Source organism: Streptomyces liliifuscus (assembly GCF_016598615.1).
GTDB lineage: Bacteria > Actinomycetota > Actinomycetes > Streptomycetales > Streptomycetaceae > Streptomyces > Streptomyces liliifuscus.
Genome location: NZ_CP066831.1, coordinates 774889 through 786834, shown reverse-complemented (window position 1 = coordinate 786834; position 11946 = coordinate 774889). Strand labels below are relative to the sequence as shown.

Below are 11946 nucleotides of genomic sequence, written 5' to 3'. Positions count from 1 at the left end.
GGTGCGAACCAGAGCCGCACCTCGACACTACGAGCAGTCGTCGCTTGCTTCAAATGCAATTTAATCAATGCGGGATTTACCCGTATGCATTTGACCCGCGCTGGACGCCGCCACGCGGTCCCAGCCGCTGTTCAGACGTCGGCCGGACCTGCTTCGGCCGCGTCGGCGCCTGTCGTGGGCCGGTGCCCGAGAAAGCCGGCGAAAGAGTCGCGTACCCGATTGCGGAGCCACGCGTGTGCCCTGTCGTTGTCGTAACGCTGGTGCCAGGCCAGAGTCACCGGTACGGGTGCGAGGTCGAACGGCGGCGTGCCGATGCGCAGTCCGCAGGCGTCGAGCGTCGGCCGGCAGATCCGTTCGGACACCACGACGAGCAGCTTGCTCTGGCTGACGATGTGCAGTGCTGCGGTGCTGGTGGGGGCGGATGCAACAACTCTGCGCCGCAGGCTGAGGCTTTTCAGGGCAACATCGATCGGGTCCTCGGTCCGCCCGCGTCGGGACACGATGACGTGGTCGGCAGCAGCGAAGCGTTCAGCGGTCAACGGAGCGTCTGCGCAGGGGTGGTCGGGGTGGAACGCGACCACGAGCCGGTCGGCACCGAGCGTCTCATGGTTGATCTCCGGCAGGGTCGGCATGGTCGAGCTGATCTCCAGGTCGACCCTGCCGTGCCGCAAATCGTTGGTGTCGATGTCGGCCTCCGCCAGCAGCCGCACCGACAGGCCGGGTCCGGCTTGCCTGATCGCAGTGAGGAGATGGGGAGCGATCGCCGTTGTGAGGGCGTCGTTTCCCCGGATGGTGAAAGTTCTCTGCAGGTTGCCGAGATCCAGCGTGCGCTTCGGTTCGAGGATCGCGCGCGACTGTGCGACGAGGTGGTGCACGTCGGCACGAATTTCCAGGGCGTAGGGCGTCGGTGTCATTGTTCGGCCTGTGCGGACCAGAATCTGGTCTCCGGTGAGCCGGCGGATCCGGCCGAGGCTGCGGCTCGTGGCCGGGGCGGACAGGCGCAGCCGTTCTGCCGCCCCTGTGACGCTGCCCTCCTCGAGGAGGGCATCCAGCACCGCCATGAGATTCAGGTCCAGTTGCATGGAGTGCATGTTAGGGCGACCAAGTATGCGCTGGTCGGCGCGAGTTGGCGGCCGTGCGGTCGCGCCGCGGGTTGTGAGCTCGCTTCGACCAAGCGCGCTTTTCAACCCCTACGCGTACGCACGCGTATGGACCCGCATCACCGGAGTATGTGTCCTTCGGCCGGTCGCTGGTTGAGTCGGCTGTGCGACAACCTCATCCGACCGGCCGCGCCGACTTCGTCCGTGAGGGCAGGGGCACCGATGAAGCGGGGATGCCGATGAAGGACGTCACGATCACCGAGCTGTTCGCCGATCGCGTGCGGTGCGCGCCCATGGCGACGGCGCTGCGCTTCCGCGGTGAGGAGATGACCTATCGGCAGTTGGATCTGCGGGCCGAACATCTGGCACACCGGCTGCGAGACGTCGGCATCGGGACGGAGGACATCGTCGGCGTATGTGCTGAGCGCTCCTTCGAGATGATCGTCGCGCTCCTCGGTGTGCTCAAGGCAGGAGCGGCCTACCTGCCGCTGCATCCGGACGAGCCCGCCCTGCGGCTGCGGTTCATGCTCGATCACGCGGGTGCCCGTGTTCTGCTCACCCACCGGCCCGTCCTCGGGAAACTGCCCGGTCTCGACGTGACCGTGCTCGATGTGGACGGTTCCGAGGTCCCTGGTGCCACGCCACTTCCACCCGGCGGGTCGGCCGACGGGCTGGCGTATGTGCGCTACACCTCGGGCTCGACCGGCCATCCGAAGGCTGTGGCCGTGCCGCACCGTGGCGTGGTCCGGCTCGTCCACGACACCGAGTGGATCGAGTTCGGCCCTGACCAGACCTTTCTCCAGTTGTGTGCGCTGACGTTCGACCCGTCCGAGTTCGAGATCTGGGGAGCCCTGCTGAACGGTGGCTGCCTGGTCATCCACCCGCCCGGCCCCTTGTCGCTGCCCGAACTGGCGGACCGCCTCCGGCGGGAGGAGATCACGACGCTGTGGCTGACCACCGGGCTGTTCCACCGCATGGTGGACCGCCACGTGGACAGCTTCGGCGGTCTTCGCGAACTCGTCGCCGGCGGGGACGTGCTCTCACCGGCCCATGTCAACCGCGTACGGCGTGCCCACCCGAAGATCCGGATGGTCAACGGATACGGCCCGACGGAGAACACCTGCTTCACCACATCCCACACGGTCACGCGCCGGATCAGGGGCACGGTTCCGATCGGGACGCCGATCGCCGGTACACGCGTGTACGTTCTGGACGAGGGCCTGCGGCCGGTTCCCGAGGGGGAGTGGGGCGAGTTGTACACCGGCGGAGCCGGGCTCGCACGCGGCTACCTGCACCGCCCGGAGCTTACGGAACAGCGGTTCCCGCCCGATCCGTTCGTGCCCGGCGAGCGGATGTACCGGGTCGGAGATGTGGTCCGCCGCGGCGAGAACGGTGTACTGGAGTTCCGTTGCCGCGTCGACGACCAGGTGAAGATCGCCGGCCATCGGATCGAGCCCGGCGAGATCGCGGCCGCGCTGACCGACCAGCCCGGTGTGTCGCAAGCCGTCGTGATCGCCCGGGAGGACATCACGCCGGGTGACAAGGTCCTCGTCGCCTATGTCGTCGCGGAACTCCCGGACGAGAACCCGACCGACCTGGCCAACGATCTGCGCCGGGCGCTCCGCCACCGGTTGCCGCGGCACATGGTCCCCGCAGCGATCACGATGGTCCCCGAGTTCCCGTTGACCCGGGCCGGCAAGATCGACCGTACGGGGCTACCCGCGCCGAAGCTCGTACCGCGCGCCACTGACACCGCGTACGAGTCCCCGAGGACGCCGGTCGAGACGAAGCTGGCCGAGGTGTTCGCCGATGCTCTGGCGGTCGAAGAGGTCGGCATCCACGACGACTTCTTCGCCATCGGCGGCAACTCGCTCGTCGCCGCGGACGTCCTCGCCCGACTCCGCGGCGAACTGGCGGCCGACGTACCGGCGGCCCGCTTGTTCTTCGAGAACCCCACGGTGGCGGGGCTGGCCGAAACGGTCGCCGCGCACACCGAAGCGTCCACCGAGCCGTCCGACGAAGACCATGAGGGAGACAGGGCATGCGACTGACACACCCGACCGGAGACGAAGCGATCGACCTGGACGAGGTGGACCTGGTCGGCCCCGTCCTGCACGCGGAGGGCGACCCACATGCCATCTGGCTCGCCATGCGCACCCACGACCCTGTGCACTGGCAGCAGTTACGCCCGGACCTGGGGTTCTGGTCGGCGACGGCCTATGACGACGTGGCGAGGGTGTTACGGGACCACACGGCGTTCACCTCCGAACACGGCACACTGCTGAACCTGTTGGGGAGGAAGGACCCGGCCGGCGGGAAGCAACTTCCCGCGACCGATCCGCCACGGCACACACGCATGCGCTCACCGATCCAGCGCGCGCTCAACGGCCGTGCGGTGGAGGGACATCGCGGAGTGATCCGCGACGAGGTCCGGCGTCTCTTCACGGGGGTCGTCGACGGTGAGCCGTTCGACTTCGCCGCGCTGACCGACCAGTTGCCGATGGCGGTGATCGGGACACTCATGGGCCTCGATCGCGACGACTGGTCCCATCTGACGTTCCTCACCACCCAGGCCGTCGCACCGGACGATCCCGAGTTCGTCCGACCGGAAGGCGCGCAGGCCACCCTGCACCGCGCACACCGGGAGTTGTTCGCCTGCTTGCAGGACGCCATCGCGAAGCGTCAGGGCGGCGGCACCGGCGACCTGATCGACGTACTGTCCACGATGGAGTTCGAAGACGGCGCAGGACCGCTGACCGCGGGCGAGATCGTCTCGAACTGCTACAGCCTGTTGCTCGGCGCAAACGTCACGACACCGCACGTACCGAACGCGGCCCTGGCCGAGTTGACCGTGACCGGCACGTACGCGGACTGGGCCGACCATCCGGAGCTGCTGGGCAGCGGGATCGAGGAAGCGCTGCGCTGGTCCTCACCGACCAGCCACTTCATCCGCTACGCCACGCACGACGTCCAACTCGGCAAGGTCACGGTCCGCGCGGGTGAGGCGGTCGCCGCGTGGATCGGCTCGGCGAACCGGGACGCGAGCGTGTTCCCGGACCCGTACACCTTCGACATACGGCGCAACGCTCAGCGGCACCTGGCCTTCGGCGTCGGCCCGCACTTCTGCCTCGGCCACGCCCTGGTCAGGATCACGTTGGAGGAGTTCTTCCAGGAACTCTTCGCCCAGTTCGAGCATTTCGAGCCGGCGGGTGAACCGGAACACCTGCACTCGAACTTCATCGCGGGGATCAAGCACCTGCCGCTGGTCGCGACGCGCCGCAAGGGGGACAACTGGCGGGGCCGGCGAGACGGGGGCATCGAGGGCGTCAGTCGGTAGGGAAACCGTCCGTGCCGCGGACCTTCAGCAGGGCCAGTTCGTCGTAGCTGGCACAAGAGGTCCTGAGTCGGCGTGTTCCGCAGCCGGTCCAGGATGCACGTCAGCCCAGGGCTGACGCGCTCGCTGCGCAGCGGCCGCCGCGGTGTGTGCGGTGCCCGCACAGCAGGAACAGGTGAACGCGTTCGTCCGGGGTGAGGCGCAACCCGCGGGCGATGGCCGCCGTCATCTGCTGCGACGGCTGCGGCCCGCTGCCACGTTCCAGGCGGGCGAAACAGTCGGCCGACATGTCGCACAGCTCGGCCACCTCCTCCCCGCGCAGCCCGCGGGCGCGCCGACGTGTTCCGCGGCGCAGCCCCACGTCCTCCGGCCGCAGCGCCTCCCGCCGGGCACGCAGGAAGTCGCTCAACGAGACGCGGTCCAACGCCTGTTCCATGAGCAGGCTTTCCCTGTCGGCGTCGTACGCCTCGTCGCAGGCGCGAGCAGGCTCATCCACTGACTCCCCATCAGTGGATGAGCATGTCCTTCATCCGCGCCGCGGGGTGCCGTCAACTGGTTGACGCCCGCGGTGACCGACACTGCGGCGACGAGTACGCGCCACGCCGGGAAGTGTCGGGGTTTGCCCCTCCCGCCGAAGTCCAGGAAAGTCGACACGCCAGGCACTCGAACAACAGTGGCATCCGGACGGAACATCCGTGTCACAAGCGGGCGTTGGAGCAATTCATGCGAGGGGGATCCGGAAGGCGATGAGTACTCGAACGAGGGCCGACGTTTCGCACGGGGCGTTCCGTCTGGACTCCACTGTCCCGGGCGCCGCGTCGCGAGGACTCGAGGCCTTCCGGCGCGGGTGGGAGACACAGCTCGGCGGTGGCTTCAGGCTGCCCGCCTTCAGCCCCGCCACGATCGGTGACTTCCGGGTCAAGGGCCGCGCCGCCAGGCTGAGCGACGTGACGATCGCCGATCTCCACGGCGCGTCCGCCACTCGAACCGTGGGCACCCCGCGCGGCGACGAGGATCTGGTGCGGATGTACGTGGTCCGGCAGGGCGAATGGGCGTTGGACGGCCCGCGCGATCGTGACGAACACACCGTGTCGGCCGGGCAGTTCCTCCTGCGGCACTTCGGACATCCGTCGGCCTTCGAGACAGCGCCGCACACCACGGCGAAGATCCTCTTCCTGCCCACCGCGATGCTCGGACCATTGCTCGGGAACCGGACCGTCACCGGACCGGTCGACTCGGCCGAGGTGCGGCTGTTGGTGGCGCACACCAACATGGTCCACGAAACCATCGCCGACCTGAGCCCGGCCGGTGTGCACGCCGCCCACAGCACCCTGATCGAGCTGGCCAAGGCGGTGGCGCAGAGCCGGTTCGACGACACGGAACCCTTGCTGGCTCCTTCGCTCGCACAGGCCGCAAAGGACCTCGTGGACAATCACCTCGCCGATCCTGAGCTGTCCCCGATGATGCTGGCGCGTCAACTGCGTGTCTCCGTACGCACGTTGCAGCGGGCCTTCGCCACGGTGGGGGAGTCGGTGACCACCTACATCCGCCACCGGCGCCTGGAGGAAGCCCGCCTCGCCCTCACCGCGGGGCCCGGCCGACCGAGCGTCTCGGAGCTCGCCGCCCACTGGCAGTTCGCCGACAGCAGCCACTTCATCCGGGCCTTCAAGAAGCGCTATGGGCAGACCCCCACCGAGTACGCCCGCTCGACCGGGCCGACCGGGAGGTGAACGGAACGCCTGAACCCCCGCCCATCGCGGGGGCCTGCACCTGGCCCACCCCCTACCGGGGTACCACTCCCGACCTGGCTCCCCAGTGTGACGCGCCACCCGCCACCGCCTTCCTACCTTCCTCTCCGTCACCACGGACGAGACAGAGGGAGACGTACGGATGCGCCGCTTCAGGAAGGCCCTGACCACGGCCGTACTGACCACACTGCTGGTCGGCAGCACGGCGGGCTGGGCCTCGGAGAGCAGCGAGAGCACGCTGCGCGGTCCGCTCCCCGGCACCGCCGCCTGGCTGGCGGACGACTCTTTGGGCAAGGAGTTGCCGGACCCCACCACGTCCGCCCCGTCCGAAGTGGCGGTCTTCTTCGCCGGCCTGACCGACACTCAGCAGCGGCGACTTGTTGAGGACCACCCCACGGTGGTGGGCAACCTCGACGGCGCCCCCGTGAGCCTCCGTTACGAGGCCAACGCCCCCGCGGGTGACCAGGTCCTGGCGTACGACCCGCGCGGCCGCGGCCTGATCGCGCAGGTCGTCGGCGACCTGGAGCACGCCACTCACGTCTCGGTGATCGTCCCCGGCTCCGACAGCGACCTCTCGACGTTCGACGGCCCGGCACAGTGGGCCGCCGACCTCCAGGAGGAGGCGGGCGACGACACGGCCGTCATCGCCTGGGCCGGCTACACCACGCCCTCCGGCATCGGCCCCGACCTGGCGACGGGCCGGCTCGCCGAGATCGGCGCCGAGCGCCTCACCCGTTTCGCCGACGGTCTGAACGCGGCAGGCCTCCCCGATCCCTCCCTCTTCTGCCACAGCTACGGCTCGGTGGTCTGCGGGCTCGCCGCTCCCGACACCGACGCGAGCGACATCGTCGTCATGGGCTCGCCCGGCATGCGCGCCGACGACGTCACCGCACTCGGCACCGATGCCCATATCTGGGCTGCGAAGTCCCCGGACGACTGGATCGACCGTGTCCCCAACGTCGAGATCCTGGGCCTGGGCCACGGCACGGACCCCACCTCGCCCGACTTCGGCGCGACCGTCCTGCCCGCCGACGACGTCCCGGCGCACGACGAGTACTTCACCCCCGGCACCTCCACCCTGACCGCGTTCGCGGCGATCGCCGGCGGAGACCTGCGATGAAGACGCCCACGAAGCTCGCGAGGCTCACCGCCACGATCGACGACCGGACCCCCGCCCACCGCGACCGCGCCATCGACGGCCTGCGCGCGCTGGCGCTCCTGGCCGTCCCGACCGGCCACTGGCTGCTCGGCGGCTTCACCCTGGACACCGGCGGCGGCCTGCACAACGCCAGCCCACTGGCCACGTTCGGCGTGCTGGCCCCGGCCGGCTGGATCCTCCAGATGCTGGGCATCTTCTTCCTGGTCGGCGGCTACGCCTCGTACCTCTCCTACCGGCGCCGCAAGGGCTCGGCCCGCGAGTGGATCACCGGGCGGCTCACCCGCCTGGGCCGCCCGGTCCTCGGCGTCACCGCCGTATGGGCGCTGCTGCTACCCGCCCTCCACTACGGCCTCGGCATCCCGACCGCCACCCTGCACACCGCGTCGACACTGGTCGTCCAACCCCTGTGGTTCGTCGGCGTCTACGCCGTCATCACGGCCCTCACGCCGTACTGCGTCCGCGCCTCGCAGCGCCTCGGCTTCTGGTCAGCGGCCCCGCTGCTCGGCTCGGTCGCGGTGGTCGACTTCCTGAGATACGGGCCGTACGCGGACGCGATCCCCTCCTGGGTGAGTCTGCTCAACCTGCTTCCGGGCTGGATGTTCGCCTACCAACTGGGCGTCACCTGGGCGGACAAGCGGCTGGGCCGCCGCGAGGCGTGGCTGCTGTTCGCCGGCGGCGCGGCCCTGTTCGCCACCCTGCTGCTCGCCTTCCACTACCCGGCGTCGATGGTGGGCGTGCCCGGCGAGTCCCGTACCAACTCCCACCCGCCGTCCCTGCTGGTGCTGGCGCTCGCCGCCGCCCAGTCCGGTGCGGCGATCCTGCTGCGCGACCGGCTGGCCCGGCTGCTCCGGCGCCCCGCCCTGTGGGCCCCGGTGGTGATCATCAACCTGTCGGCGATGACGATCCTGTGCTGGCACCAGTCGGCGATGCTCGCCGCCGCGGTCCCCGCCTCGTACTTCGGCGAGATCCCCGGCCTGACCACCGCGCCGGACACGGCCGGATGGATCGTGGCGCGGATCGCCTGGATGCCGCTCTTCGCGGGCCTGCTCGTGGCCATCGCGAAGTTCGCCCGGCCCCTGGAGACCCCGTGGGACCGCACCGGCACGACCCGCCGCGCGGTGGCGGGCGTATTGGCCGCGGGGTTCGCCTACTTCGCGCTGGCGGCGTGAGCGATGCATACGCATCGCCGAGTCGCCGCTGCCCGAGGCCGCCGCAGGCACGCTCGATCACCCCCTCCGCGTGCGTGCCCCCGATCGGCCGGGTCACCGCTACATGGCCCGCCAACACCTTTGATCCGTACGTCCTTTCAGGCCGGGCCGCCGACGAGACACACGCCGCCGCATCGACACCCATCCACCATCCAGCGAACACAGGAGCACAACCATGTCCTTGGCCGGCGAAACCGCTCTGCCGCACCCCGAGAAGGCGGCCGCGAGGCAGTCCCCACCGGACATGGGCAGCGAGTTCGCACCCCTGCTGCGCGCCGTCAAGGAACAGGAGCTGCTGGAAGGGCGCACCGGCTGGTACGCCCGCACCATGGCGACCAACGCGCTCGGCCTGGCCGCCGTCGTCACCGGCATGGCACTCATCGGCGGTTCGTGGTGCGTACTTGCTCTCGCCCCCGTGCTCGCCGTCCTGTGTGCCCGCACGGCGTTCATCGGCCACGACGCGGGCCATGCCCAGATCAGCGGCAACCGCGCCACGAACCGCCGCATCGGACTCGTACACGGCAACCTGCTGCTCGGCATGAGCTACGCGTGGTGGAACGACAAGCACAACCGCCATCACGCCAACCCCAATCACATCGACAAGGACCCTGACGTCGCCGCCGACGTCCTCGTCTTCACCAGCAAGCAGGCCGCCACCCGCACGGGCTTCCGCGGCCGGCTCACCCGCCACCAGGCATGGCTCTTCTTCCCCCTCACCCTCCTCGAAGGTCTCGCCCTGAAGCTCTACGGCTTCCAGGACCTGCGCCGACAGACCGGCCGCGAACGCCTGGTGGAGGGCGCGCTGCTTGTCGCCCACATCGCCGGGTACGTCACCCTGCTCCTGACGACCATGCCGCTCGCGCACGCACTCGTCTTCGCCGCGCTCCATCAAGCCCTGTTCGGGCTGCACCTGGGCATGGCCTTCGCGCCCAACCACAAGGGGATGGACATGCCCGACCCCGACGGCGAAAAGTGGGGTCACCTGCGACGCCAGGTCCTCACGTCCCGCAATGTCAGGGGCGGCGTCCTCACCGACTGGTTCCTCGGCGGTCTCAACTACCAGATCGAGCACCACCTGTTTCCCAGCATGCCCCGGCCGCACCTGAGGCTCGCCCAGTCCATGGTGAAGGCCCACTGCCGCGACCTCGGTATCCCCTACGCGGAGACCGGCCTCATCGATTCCTACCGCCAGGCCCTGCGGCACATGCACGAAGTGGGAGAACCGCTGCGCGCCGACAGCAGGCACTCACAGGTTCGGCGTTCTCGGTGACTGCGGTTCTGCCCAGTCGGCCTGGCAGTTGCGCGTCTGCTGAGGTCGTCCCACCTCACATAGGCTGGGGCCCATGACCCCAGTGGAGGAGCAACCCCCGCGCGCGCTGCTCGCGGGGGCTTCGCGGCGGTGGGTACGGCTGCTGCCGTGGGGTGTGGCGTTCGTGCTGAGCGTCGCCCTGCTGCCCACCACCATCCAGGTGCTCAGTGCCGACTACGGCCTGAACGGCGGCATCGCGAGCGCGCTGGCCGTCGCACAGGCGGCACCGCTGCTGCTCGCCGTCGTCCGCCCGCTGCAGGCCTGGTACGTGATCTTCGCCGCGGACGTGGCCGGGGCGCTCGCCCTGCTCACCGTCGACTTCAAGGAGCAGCTCCTGTGGCCGTTCCCGCCCATGGAGATCGTCGGGTACATCGGCCTCTGCCTTGCCCTCGGCCTGCGCGAGCCGCGCCGGACGCTGCTGCTGGTGTGGCTGGCGACTGCGGGCGCGAACGTCGGCCTGGGGTTCTTCTCGCCCCACGGCACGAGCGCCATGAACGTACTGCTCACCATTCTCAGCGGCGTCGTACTCGTGCTCGGCGGTGCGCTCCGCGAGCGGTACGACGCGCAGCGCAGGCTGGCCGAGCAGGAGACGATCAGCGAGGCCGAGCGCGACCGGCGGACGCTGCTGGAGGAACGCGCCCGCATCGCGCGCGAGCTGCACGACGTGGTGGCGCACCACATGTCCGTCATCACGGTGCAGGCCGACACCGCGGCGTACCGTCTTGACCAGGTGCCGCCGGACGTCCAGGAGGAGTTCACGTCCATCGCGGCGACCTCGCGCGAGTCGCTCGGCGAGATGCGACGGCTCCTCGGCGTGCTGCGCAACGAGGAGACGAACGGCGAACTCGCGCCCCAGCCGGGCCTGACGCGGATCGGTCAGCTGGTGGAGGCGACGGCAAGGGCGGGCGTGCCGGTGGAGTTCACCCCCTGCGACGCCGAAGTGCCCGAGGCGGTAGGCCTCTCCGCGTACCGCATCGTCCAGGAGGCCCTCGCGAACGTCGTGCGGCACGCGCCGGGTGCTCCGACTCAGGTGTCGGTGTCGGCGTCGGAGTCCGTGTTGGATTCGGTGTCGGTGTCGGCGTCGGAGTCCGGCTCGGAGGACAGTGCGCGGCTCACCGTCCTCGTGGTCAACGGCCCGCCGCCCGAGCCGCCCGCCGCGCCGCTTGAGCAGGGCGGCACCGGGCACGGCCTCGTCGGCATGCGCGAGCGGGTGCGGATCATAGGCGGCACACTCGACGCGGGGCCGCTACCGGACGGCGGCTTCCGGGTCGCCGCCCAACTACCTCTGAACGGAAAGGACTTCACGTGACGACCCGCGTCATCATCGTCGACGACCAGGCCATGGTGCGAGCCGGCTTCGCCGCACTGCTGGCCGCCCAGAGCGACATCGACGTGGTGGGCGAGGCCCCGGACGGTGCGCAGGGCGTCGAGCTGAGCCGGCGCACCCATCCCGACGTCGTGCTGATGGACGTCCGTATGCCCGAGATGGACGGCCTTGAGGCCGCCCGCCTTCTCCTCGCGCCCCCGCGGGGCGTGACGCACCGGCCGCGCGTCCTGATGCTCACCACGTTCGACGTCGACGACTACGTCTACGAGGCGCTGCGCGCGGGCGCGAGCGGCTTCCTGCTGAAGGACGCCCCGCCGGCCGACCTCATCTCGGCGGTACGTGTCGTGGCGTCGGGCGACGCACTGCTTGCCCCCTCCGTGACGCGCCGCCTCATCGCGGACTTCGCCCGCCAACGTCCCGCCGCCCGGGGCAAGCCCGCACTGCGGCTCAAGGCCCTGACGGAACGCGAAACCGAGGTCCTCACCCTGGTGGCCCGCGGCCGGTCCAACACGGAGATCGCGGAGCTGCTGGTGCTGGCCGAGCAGACGGTGAAGACACACGTGAGTCGCGTCCTCACCAAGCTCGACCTGCGAGACCGCGCCCAGGCGGTGGTCTTCGCGTACGAATCGGGGCTGGTGGCCCCGGGCGAGTAGGACGGCCCCGCCCTTGGTTTAGTCCCGGGACCCCGAGCACGTCGGCATCGGAGGCGGAGGCGGAGGCGGAGGCGGAGGCGGAGGCGGAGGGGAGGCGGCGCGGCTTGC

The 11946-nt window shown here is 69.9% G+C and carries 9 protein-coding genes and 1 pseudogene; 8 read left to right on the top strand and 2 right to left on the bottom strand.

Annotated features, from left to right (window positions below; translation table 11 throughout):
* Positions 1-131: 131 nt before the first annotated feature.
* Entirely contained in the window at positions 132-1082 is a 951-nt protein-coding gene (locus JEQ17_RS03365; protein ID WP_200393766.1) for a LysR family transcriptional regulator, read from the bottom strand.
* 251 nt (positions 1083-1333) lie between these two features.
* Between JEQ17_RS03365 and JEQ17_RS03360 the strand changes: the two genes are divergently transcribed.
* Together JEQ17_RS03360 and JEQ17_RS03355 are read left to right on the top strand one after the other, a co-directional pair.
* Positions 1334-3151: a non-ribosomal peptide synthetase gene (locus tag JEQ17_RS03360; RefSeq protein WP_234048042.1), complete on the top strand. Its 1818-nt coding sequence runs from the start codon at positions 1334-1336 to the stop codon at positions 3149-3151.
* Entirely contained in the window at positions 3142-4437 is a 1296-nt protein-coding gene (locus JEQ17_RS03355) for a cytochrome P450 (RefSeq protein ID WP_200393765.1), read from the top strand. The genes JEQ17_RS03360 and JEQ17_RS03355 overlap by 10 nt, the downstream gene beginning before the upstream one ends.
* A 62-nt stretch (positions 4438-4499) precedes the next feature.
* On the opposite strand, the pseudogene JEQ17_RS03350 reads toward JEQ17_RS03355, so the two are convergent.
* A pseudogene (locus JEQ17_RS03350) lies at positions 4500-4858 on the bottom strand (helix-turn-helix domain-containing protein); the annotation flags it as partial.
* Between the two features lie 322 nt (positions 4859-5180).
* Here JEQ17_RS03350 and JEQ17_RS49885 point away from each other — a divergent pair.
* From JEQ17_RS49885 to JEQ17_RS03320, 6 genes are all read left to right on the top strand, one after another.
* Positions 5181-6164, top strand: coding sequence for a helix-turn-helix domain-containing protein (locus tag JEQ17_RS49885; protein ID WP_234048041.1), 984 nt, complete (start codon positions 5181-5183; stop codon positions 6162-6164).
* 160 nt (positions 6165-6324) lie between these two features.
* Complete coding sequence (locus JEQ17_RS03340; RefSeq protein WP_200393764.1) at positions 6325-7302, top strand: alpha/beta hydrolase; 978 nt, start codon at positions 6325-6327, stop codon at positions 7300-7302.
* A complete protein-coding gene (locus JEQ17_RS03335) occupies positions 7299-8510 on the top strand; it encodes an acyltransferase family protein (protein WP_200393763.1) in 1212 nt (403 codons plus the stop codon). The genes JEQ17_RS03340 and JEQ17_RS03335 overlap by 4 nt, the downstream gene beginning before the upstream one ends.
* A 214-nt stretch (positions 8511-8724) precedes the next feature.
* On the top strand, positions 8725-9819 hold the full coding sequence (locus JEQ17_RS03330; RefSeq protein ID WP_200393762.1) for a fatty acid desaturase family protein: 1095 nt from the start codon (positions 8725-8727) through the stop codon (positions 9817-9819).
* Between the two features lie 73 nt (positions 9820-9892).
* Positions 9893-11167 (top strand): sensor histidine kinase, encoded by a 1275-nt coding sequence (locus tag JEQ17_RS03325; RefSeq protein ID WP_200393761.1) that lies wholly within the window; start codon positions 9893-9895, stop codon positions 11165-11167.
* Entirely contained in the window at positions 11164-11838 is a 675-nt protein-coding gene (locus JEQ17_RS03320) for a response regulator (RefSeq protein WP_200393760.1), read from the top strand. Before JEQ17_RS03325 ends, JEQ17_RS03320 begins: the two co-directional genes overlap by 4 nt.
* Positions 11839-11946: the final 108 nt, after the last annotated feature.

Bases quoted from the DNA above. Each gene is read 5' to 3' on its own strand.
- JEQ17_RS49885 (WP_234048041.1), top strand. From the start codon at position 5,181: ATGAGTACTCGAACGAGGGCCGACGTTTCGCACGGGGCGTTCCGTCTG.
- JEQ17_RS03360 (WP_234048042.1), top strand. From the start codon at position 1,334: ATGCCGATGAAGGACGTCACGATCACCGAGCTGTTCGCCGATCGCGTG.
- JEQ17_RS03335 (WP_200393763.1), top strand. From the start codon at position 7,299: ATGAAGACGCCCACGAAGCTCGCGAGGCTCACCGCCACGATCGACGAC.
- JEQ17_RS03325 (WP_200393761.1), top strand. From the start codon at position 9,893: ATGACCCCAGTGGAGGAGCAACCCCCGCGCGCGCTGCTCGCGGGGGCT.
- JEQ17_RS03340 (WP_200393764.1), top strand. From the start codon at position 6,325: ATGCGCCGCTTCAGGAAGGCCCTGACCACGGCCGTACTGACCACACTG.
- JEQ17_RS03330 (WP_200393762.1), top strand. From the start codon at position 8,725: ATGTCCTTGGCCGGCGAAACCGCTCTGCCGCACCCCGAGAAGGCGGCC.
- JEQ17_RS03365 (WP_200393766.1), bottom strand. From the start codon at position 1,082: ATGCAACTGGACCTGAATCTCATGGCGGTGCTGGATGCCCTCCTCGAG.
- JEQ17_RS03355 (WP_200393765.1), top strand. From the start codon at position 3,142: ATGCGACTGACACACCCGACCGGAGACGAAGCGATCGACCTGGACGAG.